General features: G+C 57.7%; 23 protein-coding genes. 11 read left to right on the top strand and 12 right to left on the bottom strand.

From position 1 onward, the window contains the following. Positions 1 to 179: 179 nt before the first annotated feature. A complete protein-coding gene (locus tag ACBR42_RS10800; RefSeq protein WP_371208004.1) occupies positions 180 to 1,802 on the bottom strand; it encodes an ABC-F family ATP-binding cassette domain-containing protein in 1,623 nt (540 codons plus the stop codon). 308 nt (positions 1,803 to 2,110) lie between these two features. On the opposite strand from ACBR42_RS10800, the gene ACBR42_RS10795 reads away from it, so the two are divergent. Then, positions 2,111 to 2,893 (top strand): SDR family NAD(P)-dependent oxidoreductase, encoded by a 783-nt coding sequence (locus ACBR42_RS10795; protein ID WP_110547716.1) that lies wholly within the window; start codon positions 2,111 to 2,113, stop codon positions 2,891 to 2,893. Positions 2,894 to 3,005: 112 nt separating this feature from the next. Here the strand turns inward: ACBR42_RS10795 and betA are convergent, their stop codons facing one another. Together betA and betB are read right to left on the bottom strand one after the other, a co-directional pair. Next, positions 3,006 to 4,664 (bottom strand): choline dehydrogenase, encoded by a 1,659-nt coding sequence (gene betA / locus ACBR42_RS10790; RefSeq protein ID WP_371208008.1) that lies wholly within the window; start codon positions 4,662 to 4,664, stop codon positions 3,006 to 3,008. 14 nt (positions 4,665 to 4,678) lie between these two features. Continuing rightward, positions 4,679 to 6,757: a betaine-aldehyde dehydrogenase gene (betB, locus tag ACBR42_RS10785; RefSeq protein WP_371208003.1), complete on the bottom strand. Its 2,079-nt coding sequence runs from the start codon at positions 6,755 to 6,757 to the stop codon at positions 4,679 to 4,681. 727 nt (positions 6,758 to 7,484) lie between these two features. Between betB and ACBR42_RS10780 the strand changes: the two genes are divergently transcribed. Next, entirely contained in the window at positions 7,485 to 9,815 is a 2,331-nt protein-coding gene (locus ACBR42_RS10780) for a TonB-dependent receptor (RefSeq protein WP_371208002.1), read from the top strand. Positions 9,816 to 9,839: 24 nt separating this feature from the next. Here ACBR42_RS10780 and ACBR42_RS10775 read toward each other — a convergent pair whose 3' ends face one another. Continuing rightward, on the bottom strand, positions 9,840 to 10,103 hold the full coding sequence (locus tag ACBR42_RS10775; protein ID WP_181417409.1) for a hypothetical protein: 264 nt from the start codon (positions 10,101 to 10,103) through the stop codon (positions 9,840 to 9,842). Positions 10,104 to 10,279: 176 nt separating this feature from the next. Here ACBR42_RS10775 and ACBR42_RS10770 point away from each other — a divergent pair, with 176 nt between their 5' ends. From ACBR42_RS10770 to ACBR42_RS10755, 4 genes are all read left to right on the top strand, one after another. Further along, positions 10,280 to 10,810 carry a GNAT family N-acetyltransferase gene (locus ACBR42_RS10770; RefSeq protein WP_371208001.1) on the top strand — a complete coding sequence of 177 codons (531 nt, stop codon included), beginning with the start codon at positions 10,280 to 10,282 and terminating at the stop codon, positions 10,808 to 10,810. 468 nt (positions 10,811 to 11,278) lie between these two features. Next, positions 11,279 to 11,614, top strand: coding sequence for an acyl-CoA thioesterase (locus ACBR42_RS10765; RefSeq protein ID WP_258373499.1), 336 nt, complete (start codon positions 11,279 to 11,281; stop codon positions 11,612 to 11,614). A 214-nt stretch (positions 11,615 to 11,828) separates the two neighbouring features. Next, positions 11,829 to 13,781, top strand: a complete 1,953-nt coding sequence (locus ACBR42_RS10760; RefSeq protein WP_371208000.1) for a sulfotransferase — start codon at positions 11,829 to 11,831, stop codon at positions 13,779 to 13,781. A 423-nt stretch (positions 13,782 to 14,204) separates the two neighbouring features. After that, on the top strand, positions 14,205 to 15,338 hold the full coding sequence (locus ACBR42_RS10755; RefSeq protein ID WP_371207999.1) for a glycosyltransferase family 2 protein: 1,134 nt from the start codon (positions 14,205 to 14,207) through the stop codon (positions 15,336 to 15,338). On the opposite strand, the gene ACBR42_RS10750 is transcribed toward ACBR42_RS10755, so the two are convergent. From ACBR42_RS10750 to ACBR42_RS10740, 3 genes are read right to left on the bottom strand one after another with little or no spacing between them, the layout of a single operon-like run. Beyond that, positions 15,304 to 15,918 (bottom strand): class I SAM-dependent methyltransferase, encoded by a 615-nt coding sequence (locus tag ACBR42_RS10750; protein ID WP_371207998.1) that lies wholly within the window; start codon positions 15,916 to 15,918, stop codon positions 15,304 to 15,306. The two genes, ACBR42_RS10755 and ACBR42_RS10750, sit on opposite strands and share 35 nt — an antisense overlap. 2 nt (positions 15,919 to 15,920) lie before the next feature. Continuing rightward, positions 15,921 to 16,649 carry a PIG-L deacetylase family protein gene (locus tag ACBR42_RS10745; RefSeq protein WP_371207997.1) on the bottom strand — a complete coding sequence of 243 codons (729 nt, stop codon included), beginning with the start codon at positions 16,647 to 16,649 and terminating at the stop codon, positions 15,921 to 15,923. Continuing rightward, positions 16,649 to 17,755, bottom strand: coding sequence for an acyl-CoA dehydrogenase (locus ACBR42_RS10740; protein ID WP_371207996.1), 1,107 nt, complete (start codon positions 17,753 to 17,755; stop codon positions 16,649 to 16,651). Before ACBR42_RS10740 ends, ACBR42_RS10745 begins: the two co-directional genes overlap by 1 nt. Before the next feature lie 249 nt (positions 17,756 to 18,004). Between ACBR42_RS10740 and ACBR42_RS10735 the strand changes: the two genes are divergently transcribed. The 5 genes from ACBR42_RS10735 (at position 18,005) to add (ending at position 22,294) form a co-directional block, all read left to right on the top strand. After that, on the top strand, positions 18,005 to 18,268 hold the full coding sequence (locus ACBR42_RS10735) for a WGR domain-containing protein (protein WP_243705400.1): 264 nt from the start codon (positions 18,005 to 18,007) through the stop codon (positions 18,266 to 18,268). Between the two features lie 597 nt (positions 18,269 to 18,865). Beyond that, positions 18,866 to 19,201 (top strand): hypothetical protein, encoded by a 336-nt coding sequence (locus tag ACBR42_RS10730; RefSeq protein WP_371207995.1) that lies wholly within the window; start codon positions 18,866 to 18,868, stop codon positions 19,199 to 19,201. Positions 19,202 to 19,893: 692 nt separating this feature from the next. Further along, positions 19,894 to 20,202: a general stress protein gene (locus ACBR42_RS10725; protein ID WP_110547706.1), complete on the top strand. Its 309-nt coding sequence runs from the start codon at positions 19,894 to 19,896 to the stop codon at positions 20,200 to 20,202. Between the two features lie 220 nt (positions 20,203 to 20,422). Beyond that, positions 20,423 to 20,956: a DUF4142 domain-containing protein gene (locus ACBR42_RS10720; RefSeq protein WP_118963760.1), complete on the top strand. Its 534-nt coding sequence runs from the start codon at positions 20,423 to 20,425 to the stop codon at positions 20,954 to 20,956. Between the two features lie 300 nt (positions 20,957 to 21,256). Then, the gene (gene add / locus ACBR42_RS10715; protein ID WP_371207994.1) at positions 21,257 to 22,294 is read left to right on the top strand and encodes an adenosine deaminase; all 1,038 of its coding nucleotides are present in this window, start codon (positions 21,257 to 21,259) and stop codon (positions 22,292 to 22,294) included. Between the two features lie 135 nt (positions 22,295 to 22,429). Here the strand turns inward: add and ACBR42_RS10710 are convergent, their stop codons facing one another. From ACBR42_RS10710 to ACBR42_RS10690, 5 genes are all read right to left on the bottom strand, one after another. Continuing rightward, positions 22,430 to 22,864 (bottom strand): host attachment protein, encoded by a 435-nt coding sequence (locus ACBR42_RS10710; RefSeq protein ID WP_371207993.1) that lies wholly within the window; start codon positions 22,862 to 22,864, stop codon positions 22,430 to 22,432. Positions 22,865 to 22,876: 12 nt separating this feature from the next. Beyond that, positions 22,877 to 23,572 (bottom strand): CBS domain-containing protein, encoded by a 696-nt coding sequence (locus ACBR42_RS10705; protein ID WP_371207992.1) that lies wholly within the window; start codon positions 23,570 to 23,572, stop codon positions 22,877 to 22,879. Between the two features lie 234 nt (positions 23,573 to 23,806). Next, positions 23,807 to 24,517, bottom strand: a complete 711-nt coding sequence (locus ACBR42_RS10700) for a phosphoribosyltransferase (RefSeq protein WP_371207991.1) — start codon at positions 24,515 to 24,517, stop codon at positions 23,807 to 23,809. Positions 24,518 to 24,558: 41 nt separating this feature from the next. Next, entirely contained in the window at positions 24,559 to 25,893 is a 1,335-nt protein-coding gene (locus ACBR42_RS10695) for an erythromycin esterase family protein (RefSeq protein WP_371207990.1), read from the bottom strand. Positions 25,894 to 25,987: 94 nt separating this feature from the next. Then, a complete protein-coding gene (locus ACBR42_RS10690) occupies positions 25,988 to 26,512 on the bottom strand; it encodes a CBS domain-containing protein (RefSeq protein WP_118963766.1) in 525 nt (174 codons plus the stop codon). Positions 26,513 to 26,520: the final 8 nt, after the last annotated feature.

The following is a 26,520-nucleotide window of genomic DNA, read 5'->3' as shown; positions in this document are numbered from 1 at the left end:
GGGCGGAATGTGCGGGAATGGTTTGCAGCCCGCAACCAGTTCGCCATAATGTTCGAAGGGCGCTTCGCCGCTTGAGTATCTGAAAACCCATGGACCAGATCAGATACACAGACTTCAGGACACTCCCCCTGCGACAGGGCTTACAGCCCGCTGTCTGTAAAATCCCGTTCTATCATGCCTTACTGATGCAGCCCCGGCGCTTCGCGTCCGGTCCGGGCCACGTATTCCGTGTAGCCCCCGTCATAGCGGTGAAGTCCATCCGGACCCAGTTCCAGAACCCGGTTTGACAGCGCGGCCAGAAAATGCCGGTCATGGGAGACAAACAGCATTGTCCCGTCATAATCCGACAGCGCTGCGATCAGCATTTCCTTGGTTGCAATGTCCAGATGGTTGGTGGGTTCATCCAGCACCAGAAAATTCGGCGGGTCATACAGCATAAGCGCCATTACCAGCCGCGCCTTCTCACCGCCCGACAATACCCGGCAGCTTTTTTCCACGTCATCACCCGAAAAACCGAACCCACCCGCCAGCGCGCGCAACGAACCCTGACCCGCCAGGGGGAACGCGTCGTTCAATGTTTCGAACACGGTGCGTTCGCCATCGAGAAGATCCATGGCGTGCTGGGCAAAATAGCCCATTTTGACACTCCCCCCCAGCGTCACCGTCCCGGCATCGGGTTCGGTCGTACCTGTCACCAGCTTCAGAAGTGTCGATTTGCCCGCGCCATTGACGCCCAGCACGCAGCACCGTTCCTGCCGCCGGATCAGCAGGTCCAGTCCCTGATAGATCACTCGACTGCCGTAACGCTTGTCCACGTTACGCAGGTTGACCACCGCGTCACCCGATCGCGGTGCCTGCGGGAAGGTGAAGGAAAGCGCCTGCCGACGCTTCGGCGGTTCGACCCGGTCGATCTTGTCCAGCTTCTTCACCCGGCTCTGTACCTGCGCTGCATGCGAGGCACGCGCCTTGAAGCGCTCGATAAAGGCGACTTCTTTCGCCAGCATCGCCTGCTGCCGGTCGAACTGGGCCTGCTGTTGTTTCTCGTTCAGGGCGCGCTGCTGTTCATAAAATTCATAGTCGCCCGAAAAACTTGTCAGGACGCCGCCGTCAATTTCGATCACCTTGTTAATGATTTGGTTCATGAAGGCCCGGTCATGCGATGTCATCAGCAGCGCACCGTCATATGTAGCCAGAAACTGTTCCAGCCAGATCAGGCTTTCCAGATCAAGATGGTTGCTGGGTTCATCCAGCAGCATCACATCAGGCTTCATCAGCAGGATGCGTGCCAGCGCCACACGCATCTTCCACCCGCCGGACAGACGGCCAACATCGCCATCCATCATTTCCTGACTGAAGCCAAGCCCGTGCAGGACTTCACGCGCGCGACCTTCAAGGGCGTAGCCGCCCAGTTCCTCAAACCGTGCCTGAACTTCGCCAAAACGCTCCAGAATGGTTTCGAGTTCGTCGAAACGCTCCGGGTCGCACATCGCGGCTTCCAGTCCCGCCAGTTCCGTCCCGATCTCGGCGACTGGTCCGGCGCCGTCCATCACCTCGGCTACGGCACTGCGGCCCGCCATCTCGCCTACATCCTGGTTGAAGAAACCGATTGTCACGCCCCGGTCGGTCAGGACGTGCCCTTCATCCGGTTCTTCCTGCCCTGTAATCAGGCGGAACAGGGTGGTCTTGCCTGCGCCGTTCGGCCCGACCAGCCCGATTTTCTCCCCCTTCTGAAGCGCAGCCGACGCCTCGATAAAGATCACGCGATGGCCGTTATGCTTGCTGATATTGTCGAGACGGATCATGGAACCCCGGATGCTGAAAGGGAGAGACGGAAAGTTCCGCCCTTATTACGCAGCCCACGCGCCCCGTAAACAGGCGTCATCGGGCATCGCGTCACAGGCACCGGCACGATCTGCCCGTATGGCGTTTGGCAGCACCGTGCTGTAGGCATCCGGGGGACGTTGGGAAAATCCACCCTTCCGGTCCATGCTGTCTACGGAACGCGTGCTTTGGCACGACCTGTTTCGTAAAGGCATGGGAAAAATAGCAGTCAACGTCTCGGCCTCCCGTTCGTTGGGGGGCTGTGCACAACAGATATCAGGAGAAACGGATGTCAGAACACTCACGCCCCAACACAGTTTCCACCGGCGGCCGGATACAGGACAAGGTTGCCGTGATAACCGGTGCGGCCAGCGGGATGGGACGGGCCACGGCGGAGCGTTTTGCGACCGAGGGTGCAAAACTCGTGCTCGCGGATCTGGATCAGGAAAAACTGGATGCCGTTGCGGGTGAACTGACGGCGCGGGGCTGTGACGTTCTGGCGGTTGCTGGCGACATTGCCAGTGAGGCCGATGTCCAGCGCCTGATGAACGAGGCCGTGCGCCATTTTGGCCGGATCGATATCCTGATCGCGAATGCCGGTGTCATTCCCGAAGCTGATCTGGCATCGGCTACCGCCGATCTGTGGGATCACACCATGGCCGTTGATGGACGTGGCATGTTCCTGAGCTGCAAATACGCGGCAGCCGAGATGGTGAAGGCAGGAAAGGGGGCGATCGTCTGCCTGTCCTCAATTTCCGCATTCGCGGGCCAGAAGGGGCAGGCGGTCTATGGACCGGCGAAATTCGTGGCGTCCGGCCTGACCAAGCATCTGGCCATCGACCTTGCTGACAAGGGTGTGCGCGTTAATGCAGTCGCACCGGGCACGATCGATACGCCAGCCGTGGCCAAGATGGGCAAGGAAGGGATTGAGAAGGTCGTGTCCATGCACCCGCTGGGCCGGATGGGACGGCCCGAGGAAGTGGCTAGCGCCATCCTGTTCCTTGCATCGGACGAGGCATCGTTCATCACCGGCGCGGTCCTGCCCGTGGATGGCGGCTATCTGGCGCAGTAAGGACCGGATAGGCATGTATGGATAAAAGTTTTTGGGTGCCGCCTGTAAAATAAAGACGGCACCCAAAACTTCTCTACTTTTCCAACGGTATTCAGGGCGGGCCGTATCTGCCTTACCGCTGTCGGGTCTGCCAGTCCGGGGCTTCATAAAAGGGAGCGTTGGAGGCCGCCAGCAACGGTATGCCCCTGATATGGTCTGCGGCTTTTTCCGCTATCATGACCGTGGGGGCATTCAGGTTGCCGTTGGTGATGCGCGGCATGATGGATGAATCCACAATACGCAGTCCGTCCACCCCGATGACTCGCGTTTCGGCATCTACTACGGCCATCGGATCATCGCTTCGTCCCATCTTGCAGGTGCACGAGGGATGCAGGGCGCTTTCGACCTTATCGCGGATGAAGTCATTCATCTGTTCATCGGTCTGGCATTGCGCGCCGGGCTGTATTTCCTGTCCACGATAGGGATCGAAAGCAGGCTGGGCGAAGATTTCACGCGTCAGGCGGATGCAGTTGCGCATATCCTCCCAGTCTTCGGGGTGGCTCATGTAATTGAAAAAGATCCTTGGCTTGTCTTCAGGATCGGCGGAACGCAGGCGCACCCATCCCCGGCTTTTCGAGCGCATGGGCCCGACATGCGCCTGATAGCCATGGCCCGTAGCCAGACTTTTGCCATCATAGGTGACAGCAAGCGGCAGGAAATGGAACTGGATATCCGGGTAGCGGATGCCGGGTCGGCTGCGTATGAAACCGCAGCTTTCAAAATGATTGGTTGCCCCCAGCCCATCCTTGCGCAGCAGCCAGCGCAGGCCAATCCGCGCCCTGGCAAGCGTACTCATGGCGGAATAGAGCGTGATCGGTTTTCTGCACGCGACCTGAAAATAAAACTCCAGATGATCCTGAAGGTTTTCGCCTACGCCGGGGCGGTCAGCCAGTACGGAAATGCCATGTTCGCGCAGTTCCGCCGCCGGACCGATACCCGACAGTTTGAGAAGCTGGGGCGTATTGACCGGCCCGCCACTGAGTATGATTTCCCTGCGCGCCCGGACGGTTGTTTCCTTCCCGCCCTGACGGTAGACCAGCCCCACCGCACGCCTGCCTTCAAACAGGATGCGGGTGACGCGCGCATGCGTTTCCACCTTCAGGGCGGGGCGTGACAGGGCAGGGCGCAGATAGGCGTTGGCCGTGTTCCAGCGGCGACCGTTCTTGACGGTCATGGCCATTTTATCGAAGCCTTCCTGCCGGAAGCCGTTATAATCCGATGTCCTTACATAGCCTGCCTGCTCACCCGCTTTCATCCATGCTTCATGTAGCGGATTATCCAGCGTGCCGTACTGGGTGTGCAGTGGCCCCGAACGGCCGCGATAGACCCCGTCCCCATCATCGCACCCTTCGGCGCGCCGGAAATAGGGCAGGACATGACGGTATCCCCACCCCTGCGCACCGGAATCTTCCCATTCCTGATAGTCCAGCGGGTTTCCCCGGACATAGACCATGCCATTGATGGATGAAGAACCACCCAGCCCCTTGCCCCGTGGGGTATTCATACGGCGGCCGCCAAGATGGGGTTCGGGTTCACTTTCATAAAACCAGTTGAAGCGGCGGTCATGCATGGGCATGGCCAGCGCGCTTGGCATCTGGACAATAATGGAGCGGTCGCTGCCACCGAATTCGAGAAGCAGAACCTTGTCCTTACCGGTCTCGGTCAGCCTGTTGGCCAGAACGCAGCCCGCCGACCCTGCGCCCACAATGATGTAATCGAATTCGGACACAATGAATTTCCTTTTGATCAGTAAGGTGAATCAACATTGCCCAATGCGACATATACACTCTTCACCTGTGTATAGTGTTCCAGGGCGAGACGACTGTTCTCCCGCCCAAGACCCGACTGCTTTACGCCACCAAACGGCATTTCAATTGGTGTGATGTTATAGTTGTTGATCCAGCACGTTCCGGCCTCCAGACGGCTGATGACCCGGTGCCCGCGTGCCAGATTCTGCGTGAATATGCCGGCGGCCAGACCGAATTCGGTGTTGTTGGCGCGTGCCACCACCTCGTCCTCGTCAGTAAAGGTGGTGACGGACATGACCGGACCGAAAATCTCCTCGCGCATGATGCGCATGTCATCGGTGCAGTTGGTAAAGACCGTGGGCGCTACAAAAGCACCCGCGGCAAGTGCGCCGTCCGTTACGCGGTGGCCACCGGTCAGCAGGGTTGCCCCTTCCCGTTTACCCAGTTCGATGTAACCGAGCACCTTTTCCATATGGTCGTGCGAGACGAGCGACCCGACCTGCGTTTTCGGGTCCAGCGGATGGCCGATACGCATTTTTTCCACCCGCGCCTTCAGGGCGGCGATGAACTGTTCATGTATGTTCTGGTGGACGAAAACCCGCGTGCCGTTGGAGCAGATTTCACCGCCGGAATAGAAATTGGCCAGTAGCGCGGCTGAAACCGCGTTCCCGATATCCGCATCGTCAAAGATGATGAGGGGGGATTTACCCCCGAGTTCGAGCGTCACATATTTCAGGCTCTGCGCGGCGGAAGCCATGACCTGCCGACCGGTGCCGACCGAACCGGTCAGCGAAACCTTGCGTATGGCCGGTGCGGTGGCCAGCAGTTCGCCCGTCTCGCGCCCGCCCGCCAGCACATTGAACACCCCGTCAGGCAGCCCGGCCTGCCGATAGATTTCGGCAAGCCGGAGCGCCGTAAGCGGGGTAAGTTCCGATGGCTTGAATATCATGGCATTGCCGCAGGCCAGTGCGGGCGCCGATTTCCAGCATGCAATCTGTAGCGGGTAATTCCACGCCCCGATGCCTGCGGTAATGCCCAGCGGTTCACGCCGGGTGTAGCCGAAGGCATCGCTACCCAGATCCATCGCCTCCCCGTTGATGGTGGCGGCGAGCGATCCGTAATATTCCAGCGCGTCGGCACCGGAATGAATGTCCACAGCCTGTGTTTCTGCAATGGGCTTGCCGGTATCGAGCGTTTCCAGATGCGCCAGAAGCCTGCTGTTTTCGCGCAACAGGTCAGCCGCGCGGCGCAGGATACGACCGCGTTCCGTGCCGGACATGGCGGCCCATATCTTCTGGCCGCGTCCCGCACTTTCTATCGCCGCGTCCAGTTCATGGGCCGTAGCACTTTCGACATGGGCAAGGATTTCCCCCGTTGCCGGGTTAAGCGTGGTGAAACGCGCGCCGGTGGATGCGAAGGGGCGGCCGTCAATCCAGCTTTTGCAGGTATCGGGTATCGCCTGCTGTATGGCGGGCAGGGACAGTTTCTGTGCCTGACGCCCGGCGATGCAGGAATCCACGAAATTGCCGATCTGTTCGACAACGGCCTGCGTATCCGCTTCATCCACGCCCTGTAGTGCCGCGCGTAGCCATATGCCGTCGATCAGGGCGCCGATGGTTGTCGCGACCGGCAGGATCTGGTCTTCCGACAGGACGGGGCGCAGCGCATTGCTCAGATTGGATAATAGCTGCTCCTGATAGATGCGCTGGACTTCCATAATGGCCGGGACATGGATCGCCTGCCCCCAGAAAGCCAGCCAGACCGATCCCACATCCTTGCGAAACTGGCTGCTGTCCAGGCAGCAGCCGACAATCGCGGCGATCCGGGCGCGCCATGTGGGTGCGGATTTCAGCGCCTGCGTCGTGTCATGCTGGAACTGGTTGACCAGATGCTGGAATGCCGCCCCCAGAAGGGAATCCTTGTCACCAAAGTAATGCACCAGCAGGGCAGGGGAAACATTGGCGCGATTCGCTATGCGCGCCAGCGTCGTGCCGGAATTTCCGCAATCGGCCAGAACCGCAAGGGTCATATTGATGAAATGGGTCCGGCGGCTGTCGTCACGCTGCTCAGTTGCCACGATGGTTTCCTCTGCAATCATCCGTCTCAGCACATTGACTGAACGTTCAATCAAATCGCGTGCATCGACACTTCTCCCAATTACCCTGTCTGATCCGTTGAAGGAAACCGACAGATTATTGAATAAATATACAATATATCGAGATTCCAGAAAACGTTTTCGTGCAGGAATTATTTTTTCGATGACGTTACGAATTTTTGTTGCACGACCGTTCAATATGCATGCACTGTGCGTTCAGACGCGATCATTGATCAGGGATGTTTCCATCATGAAACACCAGATGTACGCCTCACCACATATCCTGCCTGCATCCCCGCTGTTCAATCGGGGCAGTATTGTTCAGTCACCTTATACCGTCTGGCTTCCGGTTACTGGCCGGGGCGTGCCAGAACTGTCAGTTACATAGTAATGGAAGACATGCGTGGCGCCGTACCGGTGCCTGATGTCAGTGACCGCCACTATTTCCACCATCGGCGATAGGGGCATGTATTTCCGGCCCCGCCATGCATGCGAATGCAGGAACATGCTCTATTTCGCGGATGTGAAAATCATGTTTCTTGGCGGCATGGCGCAAGTATCAACAGCCTATATTTACAGTATTTTTTAATAAAAACGACATCAACGGATATCCACGCTCTGTGTCCCCTGCCGCATATCGTTCCGGTACCGAACCGGAATACGAAAGGAACCGCACGAAATGAATGGGTCAGGTTTTCTGTCGGTATTAATGGCTACATCGGCCATTTCGATCTCGCTGCTTCCTGCGCATGGTCTGGCGGCGGGTGCTGCATCGCGCCATGCTCCGGCCAGCGGCAGTACCCGTGCCCGCGCGACATCTGCCAGACCGGCTGCATCACCGTCCGGTCGTAATGCCAATACCCATGAGACGATTTCCGTTTCCGCCGCGCGGTCCGTGTCGCATGGGGCGGTCCGGTCCATGTCGCGTGCCGCCATGGACCAGTTCGTGCAGGGCAGCAGCCCGATGATGATGCTGTCGCGCACGCCAGGCATCAACTTCGTGTCCGACGATCCCCTTGGGGTCGATACATGGGGTTCCAGCCTGTATATGCGCGGATTTGTGCAGAACCAGCTTGGCGTGACGCTGGATGGCGTGCCGCTGGGGGCGCAGGATTATTATACCTATAACGGCGAAACCATCAATTTCGCCATCCTGTCCGACAATATCGAACGCATGGATGTGTCCGAAGGGGGCGGGGATGTTTCCGTGCCGTCAACGACCAATCTGGGTGGGTCGATCAACATATACTCGTCCGACCCGAAGGATAAATATGGTGGCAAGGTCGCCCAGATGTTCGGCAGCCATAATGCGTTCAGAACCTATGTACGGGCCGATAGTGGCAAGCTGAATGCGTCCGGCACCAAATTCATGATCTCCTACGCCCGGTCGGATGGCAATAAATGGAAAGGCCCCGGCGAACAGTTCGATCAGCAGGTCAATACCAAGCTGGTGCAGCCGATCGGTCAGGACAGTAACCTGAAGATATTTTTCAACTGGAACGACGCCACCCAGTTCAATTACGCCGATCAGTCACTGAGCATGATCCGCACGCTGGGGTATCGCAATGATTATTCATATCCCAATTACGCCAGGGCCTATGCCGCGGCTGAAGGGCAGTTCAGTGGCAGTCTGGCCAATTTTCCCGATGCGCTGGATGTTTCGTATTATGATGGCGTGACGCATGCTTCCGACTATCTCGGCGGGCTTAACATGCATCTGGTCCTGAGCAGGCATCTGGACTGGGATTCCGTTGTTTACGGTCAGGCGGAAAACCACTGGGGCACATGGACGACACCATATACGGCATCGCCCAATGGCTCCCCCCTGTCCGAACAGATCGATTTTGCGGGCAACCAGAAATATGGTTTCACCACAGCATTCAAATACCGCATCCAGAAACACACGATCGAGGCAGGCGTCTGGTACGAAAACAATCATTATTACTTCAATCAGGACATGTTTCAGGAACCGGTTCTGGGGCAGGGTACGCCGATCAATGCGGCATCGGGCAATTTTGGCACGCCGTTCCAGCGTAACTGGGGCATGGCCTATAATACCAATACGTTCCAGTTCCATCTGGAGGACCGTTTCCGGGTCCTGTCCAACCTGACGCTTCGCGCGGGGTTCCGTTCGCTGCTGGTGACAACCACCGGGGGGGCGACGGCAAATGACGCAGCCTATAACGGGCAGACGGACCTGCCCAATGGCAGCCTGACCAGTGCGAAGGCGTTCCTGCCGCATATCAATGCGGAATGGCATTTCCTGCCGGGGCATGAGCTGTATGTGGATATTACCCGGAACATGAAAGCGTACGGCTATGGTGGCTATCAGCTCGGCTCGCCATGGGGGGTTTCAAATCAGGAAACGTTCGATCAGCTCAAGAAAACGATCAGGCCGGAAACCGCGTGGGTTTATGATGTCGGTTATCGGTATAATTCGTCGCTCATAACCGGCTCACTTAATGCCTATCACGCGGATTTCTCCAATCGCCTGCAATCCCTGACCGGTGGCACCATTATCCAGCCCATATCGACGGTGGTGAATGTGGGGAGTGTCAGCATGTATGGCGTGGATGCGCTGCTGACGGTGCGGCCCATCCGGCACCTCGCGTTCACCAACAGCATCAGTTACAACCACTCGACCTACGGTAACAATATCGTCTCGCAGGGGGTGACATATGCCCTGCAGGGCAAGAAAGTCGTCGCCTTTCCGCAGTTCATGTACAAGGCGAACCTGACCTACAGCTTCCATAATGCCGAAGTGCATGTTGATGCGAATTACATGTCAAAACGCTATTTCAGTTACATGAATGATGAATCGGTGCCGGGTTACTGGATGACAAGCCTTGGCGCACGGTACAGCTTCGGCAGTTATGGCCCACTGCATAACCTTACGATCAATTTCAATATCTATAATCTCGCCAATGTACGCTACATTTCCCAGATCGGTGAAAACGGGCTGCCGCTTACGGGGGATTACCAGTCCGCGCTTGTCGGTGCGCCCCGGCAGTATTTTGGAACGGTTTCCGCAAGTTTCTGAATATGGATCGTACAGGCCAGATTATCATTTTCTGGTCAGGGATGGATCGGCAGCCGGCATGTCAGGGTCGGGGTTCTGACGGGGTGCAGGCGCTGCCGCTACTTTCATCGCGCCATCAGGTCTGTCCCGTATTTGTGGATCGGTCAGCGGGGCTACATTGAAGCGCATGCAACTGTCTGCATTGCCGGACACGCTGAATACGGCGCCGGGGGCGAGAACCAGTTTCTGCTCAAAGGCCACCTGTGATGACAGCCCTTTTCGCCGTATGGCGGGGTGGGGAGCGGCCACGGCCTGCCTTCTGGCTTGTTTCGGTTTCGGGCCCGATGGCGGTGGTCCTGTTTGCCCGTGGGCGAAACGGCTGGCATGATCAGGGGTCGTGACGGGACAGGCGCACCTGTATATTGATACCGGAGCAGGGCATCACCACGCGACAGGCACCCTGTAAAGAAGGGCAGGGATTTGACATGATCGGGACAGCAAGGCTGACGTTATCCTACCATACCAGCGCCGATTTCGATGATGTCCATGCGATGTGGAGTGATCCGGCGGTTGTCCGTTTCATCAACGGGCGTCCGTTGTCGGAACAGGAAAGCTGGTTCCGCCTGCTGCGCTATCGTGGCCTGTGGGATCTGCTGGGCTATGGTTACTGGTGTGTGCGGACAAAGGCCGACGACAGGTATGTCGGTGATGTCGGATTTGGAAATTTCCACCGTCCCATAAAACCGGCCCTTGGTGACACGCCCGAAGCCGGGTGGGTTCTGGCGTCATGGGCGCATGGTCAGGGTTTTGCCACCGAGGCGTTAAGCGGCATGCTGGACTGGATGGACAATGTGCGGGGCATCGACCGTACCGTGTGTCTGGTCGCACCGGAAAATGCACCATCCGTCAGAGTGGCGGAAAAAGGTGGCTACCGGCTGCTGCGCGAAGTGTTGTTTGATGATGAACCGACACTGCTGCTGGAACGCGTGAAGCCTGAAAAATGGCCTGTAAGCTGAAGGGGGCACTCTTTGGGCTGCTGTATTCACGGAAATGAATAAATTTCAGGTATTGCTTATGCAGCCTTCACAGGCATCGGGAAGAAGAATACAAAGTCGTTTCAGTAATAAAAAAGTTCGATAGATAAAAATAGAACTATATTCTGTACGCCATATCAGACGCCTTCATATCTTTTGGTAACGAGTAGACTGTAACAGGCCAGAAGACAGGAAACCTGCGTAATCTTGAGATCGTGATGGGGAATGCTGTGCAACTTCGTCCGCCCTGCTTCCTTATACGGTTCACGCGAACTGATCGCAGAGTTTAAGTGCCCGGTATTTAAATCATCGGTCCGGACGGGCGTTACCCTGCCATGCCCCCAGGGGCAATTTTATCGTGTGTTGGAGGTCTGCTTGGATAAACCCGTTTCTGAGATCCCCTCCCCAAACCCGCATCCATCCACGCCGCCGACCATCCGTGTAATCGCCATGCCGGCAGACGCCAATGCAGCGGGCGATATATTCGGCGGCTGGCTTATGTCACAGATGGACCTTGCGGCAGGCAGCGCGGCGGCCCTGCGTTCACAGGGGCGGTGCGTGACTGTCGCCATAGACAAGGTGATCCTGCACCAGCCTGTGCTGATTGGCGATGAGATCAGCCTGTATACGGAAATTGTCCGTACCGGCCGCACTTCAATGTCGATCCATGTTGAAGCATGGCGCCGCGCACGCAGATCGCACGAAACCAGCAAGGTCACTGAAGGACTGTTTACTTTTGTCGCCATTGACGAAGACAGACGCCCGCGTGTCCTGCCTGAAGCATAGTTCAGGCAACATATCATATAGGGTGATCCGTATATTATGGGGATCGGCAGCGGCCTGATTTTCCTGCCTGTGTATAATTGTGTCCAGCCCGTCGGGGCATTGGCCGGGCGGGGAACCTGTCCTATAAAATCAGCGTGGGCTGTATCCGACTGATCGTAACAGATCGGGCCGGATGGTGGCCGCAGGGTGCTTTTATTGCGGGATGGGCGTGTCAATGCAGGAAACTCATTTATCCAACAGTCCGGTTTCCGGGCCTGCGGACCAGCAGGACGCGCACACCACCAGTCTCATGCAGCTTTATGAAGGCATGCTGGCCAAAAATCCTGACCAGATGGATGCGCTATACTTTCTGGGCACATTATATGCCCGGCATGGATGGCCGGAAAAAGCCATACCTCTGTTAAGGCGTGCTCTGGCGCATATGCCCAGGAATGTGGAAGGCTTTAATACCCTTGGGCTGGCCCTGCGGCAGGCAGACCATATGAAAGAAGCCGTAGCCGCGTTCCGTCGGGCGCTTGAACTGGCGCCGCATTATCGCGCGGCCCTTGTCAATCTGGGCGACACGCTGAGCGGATGTGGCGATCAGGCCGGGGCGATCGCCGCCTATCGGATGATTCTTACAATTGACGGGCATAACGCGGATATCAGCCGCTACCGGGAAATACTGGTCAGCAACCCCACGGATATTGCCACCATAAACAAACTGGGCAAGGCGCTACAGGCCACGGGCCGATATGAGGAGGCAGCGAGCCAGTTCGAGCAGGCCCTGACATATGCCCCCGATAATGTTGAAACCACCCTCGATCTTGGCGCGCTTCTGATCGATATGGAACGCAGGGACAGGGCCGCAGACTGTTATCGTGCCCTCCTGGCGCATCGTCCCGACAGTTATACGGTCCATATGCAGTTGGGAAAGCTGCTGCATAAGAACGGCCGGCATAACGAAGCGCTGCATCATTTCAAAAAGGCCCGGACCCTGAAACCCGATGAGGCCGCGGCACATGCCGCCGTGGCCGCCGTGTTGCAGGAAACCGGGCAGATTGAGGCAGCGATACAGGGTTTCCGTCGTGCCATTGCGTTGGCCCCGGACCGTGCGCGGTATTATTTATGCCTGACGCGCCTTGCAAAACTTGCCGCTGATGACCCGGTTCTGCCGGTCATGCAGAAACTGGCGGCGGATAACGCCACATCCCTGCCGGATAAGGAACGTTCCGATATTCATTTCGCGCTGGGCAAGGCGCTGTCGGATATTGGCGAACACCAGCGCTCTTTCGCCCATATCCAGCAGGGCAATGCGCTGCGCCGTCGCCATATTAACTATGATGAAAAGCGGGTATTCGCGGGCATGCGCAAGATGCGCGAGCTTTTTTCGACGGAAGCGATAGCCGGTCTGGCCCGGACCGGCCATTCATCGACCCAGCCCATTTTCATTGTTGGCATGCCACGATCGGGATCGACACTGGTTGAACAGATACTGGCGCGTCACCCTGCGGTTTATGCGGCGGGCGAAGTCGGTACCCTGCTTGATACATTCAGGGATGCGGCCACACAGTTTCCGGCATGGAAAACGGTTGCCCCCCTTGCGCATCTGACGGAAGCCGAGCGGTTTGCAGTGGCCGAAGACTATCTTCAGCGGCTGAACGCGCGGGTTGTCGACTGGACGGGGGATGAACCGCCACAGCGTATTACCAACAAGACATTGGGCAATTACCTGTATATCGGCCTGATCCACCAGTTATGGCCGAATGCACGCATTATTCATACGATGCGTGACCCGGTGGATACCTGCCTTTCCTGCTTTTCGATTCCATTCAATACGCAGGAATTCTCTTTCGATCTGGGCGAACTGGGCCGCCGTTATCGCCAGTATCATGAACTGATGGAACACTGGCGCAAGGTACTGCCCGCTGGCGCCATGCTGGATGTGCGTTACGAAGATGTAGTCGAAAACCTTGAGGCCAGCGCACGGCGCATCATCGCGTATTGTGGACTGGAATGGGATGCGGCCTGTCTGGATTTCCATAAGTCCACCCGTCCGGTCAGGACATCCAGTATGGAACAGGTCAGAAACCCGATTTACCGTAACGCAATCGGGCGCTGGCGTCCCGATGATGAAACGCTTCGCCCACTTCTTGAAGGGCTTGGTTCCCTGAAGGATGGTGTTTAATCCGGTTCTTCACCAAAAACTTCTTTCTGTTGTGGATAGAGGGATGGGTGGCTGCTGATCAATTTACAACAAGGATCTTTGGCTTCGTATCCGGTGTTTATGAATATGGTGATAAATGGAATTACTGTATTCCATATATTATTATTTAAATAACTAAGTGTAGTTATGGTGGTGCATCGGTATAATCGGTTCCCGATAAAATGGCCCTGCGTGCGGCATTATATTGCTATATCTGCCGGGTAATATTCATCAGGTATACCATATCTGCCACGAAACAGGGCGCTGGTTCAGGAAACTGCCCTGCAGGATCGCCCATCATCCACTGGTATTCCGGTCAGGAATTACTTCATTGTTTCCCGCCATGACCATGCAACCGGATCATCAGGGCGTGCGTTCATCTTTTCCCACCTACAAGGTGCCTCCATGCCTCTCGTCCGGTTTCCCTGTCCACTGGTCGTGGCTATTCCTGTGCGTAATGAAGCGGAGCGTATCGGCCCATGCCTGCGCGCCCTTGCAGACCAGCAGCGGGCCTGTCTTACCCATGCCGTCCTCCTGCTCAACAACTGTACTGATGATACGGCGCATTGCGTGCAGGCGCTTGCCGCACAGTTACCTTTCGGTGTTTCCGTCGCCACCCGCCTCTATCCGCCAGACGTGGCCCATGCCGGAACCGCGCGGCGCGAAGCCATGGAAATCGCGGCGGAACTGGCCGGGCCGGATGGCGTGCTGCTCACGACCGATGCGGATGCCGTTCCCGCCACGAACTGGCTGGTCAATACGCTGGCTTCCCTTGCCAGAGGGGCGGACGCCGTATGCGGGCGCGCCCTGATTGACCCGATGGACGCGTTGTTGATCCCCGCGCATCTTCATCGCGATGACGCAGCAGAAATCGCTTATGCCACGTTACTGGACCATATTCATGATCTGGTGGACCCTGATCCACATGATCCGTGGCCGCGCCATACGGAACATTCCGGTGCCAGCATTGCCGTGCGTGCATCTGCCTGGCAGCGGGCAGGGGGCATTCCAGCCCTTTCGCTGGGGGAAGACCGGGCCTTCCTTGCGGCTTTGCGCCGTGTGGACGCCATTATCCGCCATGCGCCGGATGTAACGGTAACCGTATCTGGCCGCACGGCGGGACGGGCACGCGGCGGCATGGCCGATACCATGGCACGCCGCCTGATCCGGCAGGATGAAATGCTGGATGACAGTCTTGAACCCGCAATGCACTGCCTGCGTCGGGCGCGGACCCGTGCAGCCCTGCGCCTGTTACGCATACGACCCCGAACAGGGGATGAGCGGATGACCGCTGAAAAACAGCTTGCCGATTACCTGCATGTCGGGGTGCAGGATGTAGCCCATATGGCGAAGGAGCGTTTTTTTGGCATGGCGTGGGAGAAGCTGGAAATTGCCAGCCCGCTGCTTGTTCATGTGCCGGTTAAACGGGCCGATCTGCCCATGCAGCACCGTATGGCCGAACGGATCGTGTGTGGGCTGCTCTCTCCCGCCCCGTCTTCTTCCCTTATCCCGACAGCTTCACCCCCGGGCGGGATGTAGCGTCGCTAAGTACATCGATACGGTATTGCGGGTACTGGCGCGCATGGGTCACGAGCAGCCCGTCGTTGAGGCAACAGTTTATGAAATGCCCGGCGGCGGTGTTGCCATCGCATGGCGTATCGGTCGGCCCGGTCCAGTTGACCAGAATAATGGGCGCGCCATGCCGGTGCACATACAGGCATTGCGCGGCAAGCTGGCTGATATCGGCGGGTGAAAGGAAATAGAGCAGTTCAGATATAACGATCAGGTCGCAGCCATGCCGCACCAGCGGCGGGAACATGTGCGGGAGCTGCCCTCGATGGAACGATACCCCCGCCAACCCCGCGCAGCGGCGGCGTGCCTGCACAAGGGCGGTTTCGGACACATCCACGGCAACCAGCCGGTCGCATTGCCGTGCCAGTTGCGCCGTCATCATGCCGATGCCACAGCCCAGTTCCAGCGCATGATGAAAATGCCGGCCGGCCACCAGACGCAGCGTCTGGCGGTATTTTTCACGTTCATATACCCGTGTGGCAAGTCCCCAGGGATCGGGATGGTGGCGGTATATGCGTTCAAACACGTCACGTGACCAGCTTGTCATACTCATGGCCTGACAAAGACCTCAAAATCCGAACTCAGTGCCGCCAGCAGGTCTTCGGGCAGGCTGAAAGCTGTCGGGTCGTCTGTAATCAGGTGTCCGTACTGGCTTTCATGCATGGCAATGGCGCGGGCCTTGTGCGCGCGATAGGGCGATATATCCAGCCGCATTCCCACCGGCATGTCATGATCCAGTTCCCTGTCAGCCGGGATCAGCCAGCCCCATACGGGATAGGCAAGCAGGGCTATGGCACAATGCTCCTGTAATGCCACACCCATTTTCCACGCGGCTTCATGATCGCAATGCGGGTCAGCCCGCCATGGGGCCAGCACGGTGGTACAGCCATGGGTTGTGACAAGCCGTGCCAGTTGACTGACCGCATACCCGAAAACGGGACCGCTATGGGGGGCGGCGGCATCGGGCAGACCCATAAAACTGATCCGCTGTCGCGGCAGACCCAGACATTCGACCGCGCGTATGGCTTCCGCCTGCCGCTGCTGCCGCAGGCGATCGGCAGGCCAGGTGAGGGAGTTGGGGTGGGAAGCAGCCCCGTCGGTCACAATAACCACAACAGGCGGCCGACCGGCGGCGCAACAGGCGGCGATCAGTCCCCCGCACCCCAGACTTTCATCATCCGCATGGGGCGCAAGGATCAGGACCGTGCCGGGTGCAACAGCCGACAGGGGAGCCACGGGCAGGCTGCGCAGCGCCGTATGTATGGTGCCCGCTTTCACTATATGCGCTCCATTCGGGGCAGGTTGCGACGGGTAAACCATTCTGCGGCTTCGAGCAGCGTTTCGTCCGGGGCAGGCTGGCGCAGATAGGTGGAAAGATCACGGATCAGGCGTTCCACGACATTGATTTTGACAAAGGCGGAAAGCCCAAGGCCCCGCTGCGCCAGTTCGATCACTTCCAGCCCCGCCCTTTCCACCGCAAGCCGCGCCAGATTGACTGTGGCCGCTACATCCCCGGCTTCATGATCGTCCGTTCCAGCGGCAATCAGGGCTGCCTTGCATGTCCATAACCGGGCGGTTTCAGCCGCGATCAGGGCCGTGCCGATCCGTGCCTGCTGACTGGGATTTTCCGCCCGGTTACGCGCGCATAACTGTTCGCGCAGAAGGGTGACAAGCCGGTCGATGCCACCAAGGGCCACGGCCATGCCCCGCCATGCGCCTGCCGAAAACTCGGGCTGGCGCAGGTAATCCCCGCTCTGGCCAATCAGTGCATCGGACAGGACCATCGTGCCCGTAAAATCATACCGTCCGGCGCCTGCGCCCCGCATGCCCGTAATCCCGTCCAGACAGGGTGCCGCATTATGCTCGGTATCCAGTGGCACCAATATCATCCGGGTTGCGTCATCAGCCGTGCTGGCTGTTATGAGCGCCCGCGTGACTTGCCGCACACCGGATGCAAAGATTTTTTCTCCGCGCAGTATGATGCTGTCCCCCGTCTGTTCCATGCGTACGGGGGCAGCGCCCTGTGTTACCCATACGCCGAACAGGGCACCATCATGAATATCCGCCGCCGCGCGGGCGAGCTGTTCGGGCGTGCCATAACAGGCGATCAGGCGGATGGCGTTGACGTGCCCTTCCACTATGCGCCCCAGCGAAAGATTACCCTCGCCTGTCAGGCGGAGCAGGTGCAAAAGCCCGATTGCCCCCTGACAGCCCTCTCCGAACCCGTATCCGCCCAGTGTTGCAGGCAGTACTGCCGATAATCCCCCCAATTCCCGCACGCGGCGCAGGCCGTCTGCTGGAAAAGTGCCCTGTGCATCATTGATGGATGCTTCTTCTTCCAGTTCCGCGCGGCAGGCTGACAGGGCATCGAAGGGAAAGGTCATGTACCGCCAGCTCCTTCTGTCCGGTTACGTTTGCGGGGAAAGCCGCTACGCACAGACACAATACGGCGCTGTCTGATTAGTTCCCTGCAACCGGCGGGGCCAGAGCAGGGGACAGCAACGCCGCAGGTTTTCAATCAACTATCGTGCGCAGTTCAGATAAAAGGCGTGGCTTTCTGTTCAATTCGTCCTGAAACCATCCTATATATACGCAATCAACCCGTGCATGTTTCAGGAAACGAAGCGCCCATCATGACATCCCCATCCCAGATGTCCCTGTTTCCGCTCAGCGTCTACATGCAGCGTATCTGTCCGCAAAAGAATGAATGGCGTTACTATGCCATGGTCATCCAGCCGGACCTGTTCGGTGGCGCGGCATTGATGCGGCGGTGGGGCCGGATTGGTGCGGCCGGGCGGATCAGACTGGATCTGTACGCCAATGAAGGCGCGGCGGCAAATGCGCTGGCTGCACTTGTCCGGCACAGGAAAAAACGGGGTTATCGGCTCGTTTCCTGACGGCCGGCGGGGTGGACCGGCTGCGGTCGGCATACCGGTTTTTCGGTCTGGCCCAGAAAAATAGGCGCAAAAAAGAGGGAAACCCCACAAGCCCGCCTGTCGTTAGGTTGGGCATGTTGAAAAACAGGCCACTCTATCGCTCTGTTCCTTCCCCACATACCGGAGAAAGATGATGATGCATCATGCATATGGTCATGCACGCACTGACCGTACCGCCTTTTCCCCCGCGGACAATCATGCCGGTGGGCAGGACCCGAAAGCCACCGGAACCGGCGGTCCCCGTGCGGGAGAAGATGAGCCGGAATCCACACTCGACAATGACAGGAAAGTCGAAGAAACAAGCCACAAGGGCACACAGCAGAACCCGGATGAATGCGACGGGCATTCTCGCCCGCCGGAGAAAAATCCATAACGGGCGCTGTGATACGGCAGAGCGCGTTTCGCATGTTTTCAGGCCATGAAGTGTAGCGGCCCGGTGCCCCTGTGTGTCGTGACACCATTGTCCCCGCACTGGGCCTGCGCAGATAGCATGCAACCTTCATCCTATTCAGCCCCTTAGAAATACAACGGCATTTTTGCCAGACAGGAGATTGAATTATGAAAAAGACAATACATGTCGCATTATTGGCCGCCGTTGTCGCCAGTATGCCCGCCATGGCGATGGCGCAGACAGAACCGAGTAGCGGACCCGCGCCGACAGCAGATTCCGCTGCCTCGGCTGTTGGGAAAAGCCCGTCTTCGGCCACCACTTCCAGCGGCAAGCGGGTGGAACCGTCGGACAAGTTATGGAACAATCCCCGCACCGTATCCGAGCAGCCGGGAACCCAGCCGCCCGCCAATGCCGGAACCCATCGCACCCTGCCGGGGAGCGAAGGTCGCAGCAGCCGGGGTGGCAACAAAACGCCTTCGCCCTCTGACAGCGGCGAACAGTAAGGGATCGTCTGAAAAGAAATCCTGAGTAAAAACTTCCTTATGATTTCTGGACAGAATTTCCAAACAGCCCCGCAGTCGCTGGTTTGCGCATCCCCTGTTCAGGTGGCATTATAGCAGCCTGAACGGGGCGTGGGTCTCGCGGAAGTCAATCTGTATCTGAATGAATATTCGGGATAGCCACCTGTTCCCCTCTGTGGGGATGGGTGCGCTGTCCCGTAATTTTTTGTGCCTTGATTGATACGGAACAGCATTTGTGCATTGCGACGGTCTGAAAAGAAATGGGCTGCTTATGCCATTTGTTCACGCAAAGAGATGGCGTTAACGGAATCCATCCCATTTTATTTGGTAGCAATTACACAGATCGAGAGTGGAAAGGAAAATGGAATAGAAATATTGTCCCGTCATATCTTTTACTGTAAACGCACCATACGGTGCACGAAAGAAAACGGTCATTGCGCCGCATAAAACAATAGCACGATTCTTAATTTATATTATGAATTCGATATGTATTTCATAAAGTCGTATTATTTTTATTTTCCGTTTCCGCAGATGATGCGAAACCACCCCACAGCCCTTCCGTTGAGCTATCCGCAGCGAACAGTGTTGAGGTCGCTTTCTTACCCCAGAACCATGGGAAGTCAGAAATAACAAGGATCTCAAATAGCCGCTGCCATCCGAAAGGGTAAGTAATCATGACTTATCGTATCTACCCACACGAATATGCCGGTCTTCCCGCAATGGCGCCCGCAGACAGCCATGGGGGCGGTGGGGCCGAGCATAATCCGGGCAACTTCGCCAATGACCGCAAAAAAGCGTCCGAAGCCGGACAAAAAGGCGGTCAGCACAGCTCGGGTAACTTTGCACAGGACCCTGCAAAAGCGTCCGAGGCCGGTCGCAAGGGCGGCCAGCACAGTTCAGGAAACTTTGCCGAAAACCCGGAGCGCGCCGCAGAAGCCGGCCGTAAAGGGGGCCAACACAGTCACGACCACGACAAGGGCTGAACCGGGGGGCGGAACCTGTAAAGGTTCCGCCCTTTTATTACAGGGGGACGACAATAAAAAGAACATATCGCCATCATGGCGATGGGTTTTCCGGTAAGAAATTGCAGGGATATAAAAACCCTGCCTGCCGGAACCTTATTTCATGAGTAATGTTTAGAGAAAGTAATATTCTACCTACTTTTATGCCAATGTCGCCTTCAGGTGCATGGAGACATATCCAATGAAAAAAAGCATGATCGCAATGCTGGGACTGGCAGTCTGCATGTCCGGCCCCGTCCTGGCGCAGTCCATTCCGGAAAAAACGGGCGTGAACTCCCTGATGGGTGTAGCACCCCGGACGGCTGATTTCATCAAGATCGCCACCATCAGTGACCTGTTCGAGATCCAGTCGAGCGAACTGGCCCAGCAGACCCACAATCAGGCCCTTGGTGCATTTGCCGCCCGCATGATCGAAGATCACGAAACGACTTCGACGGCGCTCAAGGGTATCGTGCAGAGCAACAACCTGCAGGCGGATCAACCCACAGCGGTTGATGAGAGCCACCAGACCATGCTGGATAAACTCAAAACCCTGCACGGTCGGGATTTTGCCCTTCAGTACCGGTCGGACCAGATTTCGGGGCACGAGGATGCCGTATCCCTGTTCCGTCGTTATTCGGAAGGCGGGGATAATGCTGCACTGAAAGCCTGGGCCGCCAAAACCCTTCCAACCCTTGAAAACCATCTGCAGATGGCACGTTCCCTGCCGCAGTAGGATTGCGTATCCATATGGGGATGTCCCGTGCGTCCTGCTTACACACAATACCGCATTATCAATGCCCTGAGTATTATTTCGTAGTTAATGGGTACGCAGTAGATTATCAGGGTGCCGGGGGCAGATGGCCAGCTTCACACCACTGTTTCCCATCCCATACCCTTCTCGCCACCGGCTGTTCCATCCCATTCGATGGAACGCTTTTGCCCTGCGGCTCCAGATCGCTACGTACACCATTTTATTACGATTGCGATAGTGTATGATGGAAACCTGTCTCGCGACCAAAAAGGGTTTCATATCATGACGTCTGCCCCCGATTCTTTTATTGAAGCCCTGCCCAAGGCGGAGCTTCACGTCCATCTGGAAGGCACGCTCGAACCTGCGCTGAAGATCGTCCTCGCCCGCCGCAATGGCCATGCGATCCAGAGCATGACGGAAGAGGATATTCGCGCCGGTTACGTATTCGATGACCTGCCTTCCTTTCTGGCTCTTTATTACGAAGGCGTGGAACTGCTTCAGACCGAGCAGGATTTTTATGACCTGTGTTACGCCTACCTCAAGAAGGTCGCATCGCAGAACGTTTTGTACACCGAGATGTTCTTCGATCCCCAGCTTCACACCCGCCGGGGCATTGCATTCGAGACGGTCATAAAGGGTATCAGCCGCGCCCGGGCGGATGCGCAGCGCGATTTTGGCATCCGGTCCCAGCTCATCATGTGTTTCATCCGCGAAATGAGCGCGGAATCAGCCGATGAGACATTTACCCAGGCGCTTCCCTATCTGTCGGAAATTATCGGTGTGGGTCTTGATTCGGACGAGAAGGGTAATCCTCCCGCCAAATTCGCCCATGTATTCCGCCGTGCGCGCGAAGCCGGACTGCATGTGACAATGCATTGCGACATTGACCAGCAGAATACCCATGAACATATCCGTCAGGCGCTTGAGGACGTGGGAAGCGAGCGGCTCGACCACGGGCTGAATGTGCTGGAAAAACCCGAACTGCTTCAGCAGGCACGGGAGCGGCACATTCCCTTCACGGTCTGTCCGTTCCCCAACATGGCGATCCGTCCCGGCAGTAATGAAAAGGACATTCGCGCCCTGCTGGATGCCGGTCTGACCATTACCATCAATTCCGATGATCCGGGTTATATGCAGAGCGTGTATATGAACGAGGCCATGAAAATGGCACGCGATGGCGCGGCCCTGACGCCCGAAGAACTGGTCACGATCAGCCGCAATGCGTTCAATGCTGCGTGGATTGGCGCTGAGGAACGGCGCGCATATCTCGACCGGCTTGATACGTTCGCCCGGCGCGAAGGCGTCGCGGCGATCGGTTGATCGGCAGCGGGTACCCTGTATGTTCTGTGCAGAGGGTACCCGACCCGTCGCCTGCTGTTTTCAAACGACCTCTGTGATCAGACGCTTTTTATCAATTGCGGTCGTGGTATCATTGGCCCTGTGGCGCGGAGCGGATCAGGTAATATAATTCAGGTGGTCCTTCAGCGCATTGTCCGGGGTTTTGACAAGGTCTTTATGAACAATATCGATGACTTTTGTTCGGGATGCGGGGTCAAGGTAACGGATGATTTCGGCACTGCTATGCGGTGGCGCAACGATCAGTAGCCTGTCGTAGCTACGGCTCCATTCATTGATCTGTTCAGAAACGAACTTCCCGAATGATTCCATGGCCATTCGGTGCGTATCATGATGCGGGTTCAGGGCATGACGGGCGGTGGAACCGGTATGACAGGATGCTCCGGGCGCGTCATTGCCAATGTCGGATGTCCGTTGATGGGCGGATATGGAGTCAAAGGATTCAACGGTATGCAGGCTGTGATTTGCCGCGGGTCGGACAAAGCGCGCATGTTCCCCATCGGCGATGATGATAAGGATATGTTTCGCAGTCATTGGTCCTGACCTTTACGGAAACATGGGCGGGGGGATGATGGTATCGCTGAGTGGTTCGCTGAAGGTGATGTTATCAATGACGGAAACGACGCCGGGCACATTTTCCGCCGCGACACGGGCCGCCGTGCGCAAAGGTTCATCCATGACAACGCCGGTCAGTTCAACAATACCGTTTTTGACGTGTACGTTGATGAGATTCCTGCCCGCCCACCTGTCCTGATTCTGGTATTCGCGCAGGATCGCCTGCCGGATGCTGTCATCGTCATCAACTTTTGATGCGTCGGCAATGGCGGGCAGCAGCGCACGCAATATGTCCGCGCGCGCCACGATGCCTACAACATGGTCGTTTTTGACCACCGGCAGGCGTTTTACCCGCTGCCGGGTCATGGCTTCGACCGCGTCGCGCAGGGATGCGTCGGGCGCTATGGAAACAGGGGCGTTCGACATGACATCGGCCACCTTGCGCCCGTGCGTATGGGCGTATTCAGCGGCGTAATTGCCAGCCGACCGGAACAGTCCCGCAAGCCAGGAATGTTCGCCTTCGGTTTCCAGTTCGCTGCGATGAATAAGATCGCTTTCCGTGACGATGCCCACCAGTTCTCCCTTCGATGTCACCACCGGCAGGCCGCTGATCTTGTGCGCCAGCATCAGGCGGATGGCCGTCATGATGGTTTCTGTGGGTTCTATACTTATCGCGGGCGATGTCATTATGGTCTTGACCTGCATGGGACAGTACCTTTTTGTTTTATTCTACCGCAGATGCGTATTGACATGGATGGAAGCAATATCTCTCCCGCATTCGTGATGGCGGTGAAGTGTCATCACGTCGGGATTCCTGTCCGCCATGTTTCTTTTTTCGTTGTGGAGCATGGCATGCAGGTTCATGGATATTACTTTACCTGACGGCTGCTGTTACCAATACATATCCATGGGCAGGCAACATTACGTGGTATCGGAATGTGGACCCACGCGATTGGTCAGACGTTGGCGTCGCAGGTTGCTGGCCTGTGTTACAAGGCGGATGACATCCACGTCTTCCACCTGTGAAAAATCCCGATAATAGGCGCCAACGGCATACAGTGGCTGTGGTTGCAGCAGGCAGACAATCTGGTCGCACTCCCCGGCAAGGAGCGCGATGGTTTCAGGTGGTGCAACCGGCACGGCCAGTACCAGCCGTGCTGGCCGGTTCCGCCGCACGGCGCGCAGGGCGGCGCGCATGGTGCCGCCAGTGGCAATCCCGTCATCCACGATAATCACCGCCCGACCGGTCAGGGATGGCGGCTGACGGCTGCCTGCATACAGATGGCGCTGCCGTTCGATTTCGGCGCGCTGGCGGGTAATGATGGCCTGGATCATCTCCGTACGGATACCCAGTCTTTCTATGGTGTTTTCATCCAGCACGACCTGCGGATCGGCGCCATCCACCATCGCACCCACGCCGTATTCCTCATGCCCCGGAATGCCGATCTTGCGCACGAACAGCAGGTCCATTTCCGCATCCAGCGCTTTCGCCACCTCGAATGCAACCGGCACGCCGCCACGGGGCAGGGCCAGCACCAGCGGGTGGGAAGATGCCAGCGGCAGCAGGGCGGCGGCCAGGGCGCGTCCGGCGGCCTGCCTGTTGGCGAATGCTGTGCTCCGTTCTGGCGGCATCTGTCTCTCCCCCAACGCAGGTTGCGCAATGGGGCGCGTTGTTACAGCCCGAACGGCCATGTTTCGGGCAGGCCGTGCGGGTGTTCATGCCCCAGCGGCGTGATTGCTTCCGTCTGCTCGAACCAGACCCATGCGTCGAACTGGTCGGTAAGGGAGGCCTCGAAATAATGGCTCTGCAATTCCATGTCGGGGCGGTAGATCACGCCGATCGCGCGTTCGCGCCGGGGGCCGCGCAATGCCGCGCGGAGCGATGAACGGCTGTGCCGCCAGTCCGTCAGGGCAGGGGAAAGGCCCGCGCGCAGGAAAGCATGTTCGTAGCTGTCGGCGCGGGCGGGCAGGACCGTGCGTATTTCCATATCCCCGTCCCATTCGCCCGCCGCCGCCACGGTGCCGCGATCCGTTCCGAAACCGATCAGCACCGCTTCGTCGCCATGGGCCATGCGGCACAGTTCGCCGATATTGAACTGTCCTTCCCATCCCATGGCGGTCGCGGCGGCATTGCCTATATGCGAATTATGCGCCCATACCACGGCCCGGGCGCCATCGCCCCGGTGGGCCAGAAGCGCCTGAAGGGTTGCGAACATATGCCGGTCGCGCAGGTTCCAGCCTTCGTTCATGCCGCGGTACATGACCCGGTAATACTGTTCCGCCGCGCGTACGATGCGGGCGTTCTGGGCTGCGTCAAACCATGCTTCCCCATCATCCTTAAGGTAACGCAGGCGGTTGCGCAGCAGGTCGCGCAACTGCGCCACCACGGCGTCCTCGGTCGCATGGTGCGCTTCGCCCATGGCGGCCCGGCCATAATGGGTGGGGTCATGTCGCCACTGGCTCAGGGTGGCATAACGCTGCCGGGCCGATGCGGCGGCGTGTGGGTCAACCCTGTCCAGATATGTCAGGACGGCATGGAGGGATTCATCCAGACTGTAGATGTCGAGACCATGGAACGAAACCTGTCCCTCGTCCGGCAGGTGTTCATTATGGTGGTGCAGCCAGCGGACGAAAGTGGCCACTTCCTCATTACGCCACATCCATGTGGGAAAGCGGGTAAAGGCCGCGCCGCGCCATGGACGCGGGGCCTGATGGCGTATGTAGTCATCGATCCGCGCGCCATCGGGCCAGTCCGCTTCAACCGCGATAATGGTGAAGCCGTGGTGTTCGATCAGCCTGCGGGTAATGGCGGCACGCGCACGGTAGAATTCCGACGTGCCATGCGTCGCTTCACCCAGCAGCACGACGCGGGCATCGGCAAAGCGGTCGAAAAACGCGCCAAATGCCGCGGTGTCTTCCAGTGGGGGCAGGGGTTCGGCATGTCGGGCAAGGGTGGGGACCAGATCGTCGTGGCCCTGTGTTGCCCGTACGGATGGTCTGGGTGTCATGGCTGTCGTTCCCGTTCAGGATAGCCTTCCGCCTATATGCCCCGCGTTCCGGATCCTGCGGCGTTTGCGGTCCCTGCCGCTGCGGTATCGGATTTCAGTTGTCGTTGCGTATGCGCGATGCGCTGCCATTTACGTCACAGTGCATCTGTGTGGGCGCATCCGGCGTCTGGACGGCACCGTGGTCGCTGCCCGTGACATAATCCTGCAGTTCGCGTGCTTCCTGTTCCGCATTTTCGGCACGCATCTTGACGATGTCGCCAATACTGATCAGGCCGACCAGCTTCCCGTCCTCCAGCACGGGAACATGGCGGCTGCGGGAATATGTCATGCGGCATGCGATGTCATACAGGCTGTCATCGGGGGTGGCGGTCTGGATGTCCGTCAGCATGATATCGCGCGCACGGGCGGATGATATGTCCCTGCCGCGCTGTGACAGGGCGTTGACGATCATTTTTTCCGATACCAGCCCCAGCAGCGCGCCGTCGCGGTCCACAACCGGCACACCACCGATATTGTAACGCACCAATGTATCCGCGACCGACAGGATCGGATCATCTTCGTTTACGGTAATGACCATGCGGCCTTTCTGGGCCAGCAGATGAAAGACACGAGAGGACATGGGAAAAA

This window comes from Komagataeibacter sp. SM21, from assembly GCF_041402665.1.
GTDB lineage: Bacteria > Pseudomonadota > Alphaproteobacteria > Acetobacterales > Acetobacteraceae > Komagataeibacter > Komagataeibacter saccharivorans.
This window is presented reverse-complemented; position numbering and strand designations above follow the sequence as displayed.

Excerpts from the sequence above, each read along its gene's own strand:
- ACBR42_RS10800 (WP_371208004.1), bottom strand. The coding sequence starts at position 1,802 with ATGATCCGTCTCGACAATATCAGCAAGCATAACGGCCATCGCGTGATC.
- ACBR42_RS10795 (WP_110547716.1), top strand. The coding sequence starts at position 2,111 with ATGTCAGAACACTCACGCCCCAACACAGTTTCCACCGGCGGCCGGATA.
- ACBR42_RS10780 (WP_371208002.1), top strand. The coding sequence starts at position 7,485 with ATGGCTACATCGGCCATTTCGATCTCGCTGCTTCCTGCGCATGGTCTG.
- ACBR42_RS10770 (WP_371208001.1), top strand. The coding sequence starts at position 10,280 with ATGATCGGGACAGCAAGGCTGACGTTATCCTACCATACCAGCGCCGAT.
- ACBR42_RS10765 (WP_258373499.1), top strand. The coding sequence starts at position 11,279 with ATGCCGGCAGACGCCAATGCAGCGGGCGATATATTCGGCGGCTGGCTT.
- ACBR42_RS10760 (WP_371208000.1), top strand. The coding sequence starts at position 11,829 with ATGCAGGAAACTCATTTATCCAACAGTCCGGTTTCCGGGCCTGCGGAC.
- ACBR42_RS10755 (WP_371207999.1), top strand. The coding sequence starts at position 14,205 with ATGCCTCTCGTCCGGTTTCCCTGTCCACTGGTCGTGGCTATTCCTGTG.
- ACBR42_RS10750 (WP_371207998.1), bottom strand. The coding sequence starts at position 15,918 with ATGACAAGCTGGTCACGTGACGTGTTTGAACGCATATACCGCCACCAT.
- ACBR42_RS10740 (WP_371207996.1), bottom strand. The coding sequence starts at position 17,755 with ATGACCTTTCCCTTCGATGCCCTGTCAGCCTGCCGCGCGGAACTGGAA.
- ACBR42_RS10735 (WP_243705400.1), top strand. The coding sequence starts at position 18,005 with ATGACATCCCCATCCCAGATGTCCCTGTTTCCGCTCAGCGTCTACATG.
- ACBR42_RS10730 (WP_371207995.1), top strand. The coding sequence starts at position 18,866 with ATGAAAAAGACAATACATGTCGCATTATTGGCCGCCGTTGTCGCCAGT.
- ACBR42_RS10725 (WP_110547706.1), top strand. The coding sequence starts at position 19,894 with ATGACTTATCGTATCTACCCACACGAATATGCCGGTCTTCCCGCAATG.
- ACBR42_RS10720 (WP_118963760.1), top strand. The coding sequence starts at position 20,423 with ATGAAAAAAAGCATGATCGCAATGCTGGGACTGGCAGTCTGCATGTCC.
- add (WP_371207994.1), top strand. The coding sequence starts at position 21,257 with ATGACGTCTGCCCCCGATTCTTTTATTGAAGCCCTGCCCAAGGCGGAG.
- ACBR42_RS10710 (WP_371207993.1), bottom strand. The coding sequence starts at position 22,864 with ATGACTGCGAAACATATCCTTATCATCATCGCCGATGGGGAACATGCG.
- ACBR42_RS10705 (WP_371207992.1), bottom strand. The coding sequence starts at position 23,572 with ATGACATCGCCCGCGATAAGTATAGAACCCACAGAAACCATCATGACG.
- ACBR42_RS10700 (WP_371207991.1), bottom strand. The coding sequence starts at position 24,517 with ATGCCGCCAGAACGGAGCACAGCATTCGCCAACAGGCAGGCCGCCGGA.
- ACBR42_RS10695 (WP_371207990.1), bottom strand. The coding sequence starts at position 25,893 with ATGACACCCAGACCATCCGTACGGGCAACACAGGGCCACGACGATCTG.
- ACBR42_RS10690 (WP_118963766.1), bottom strand. The coding sequence starts at position 26,512 with ATGTCCTCTCGTGTCTTTCATCTGCTGGCCCAGAAAGGCCGCATGGTC.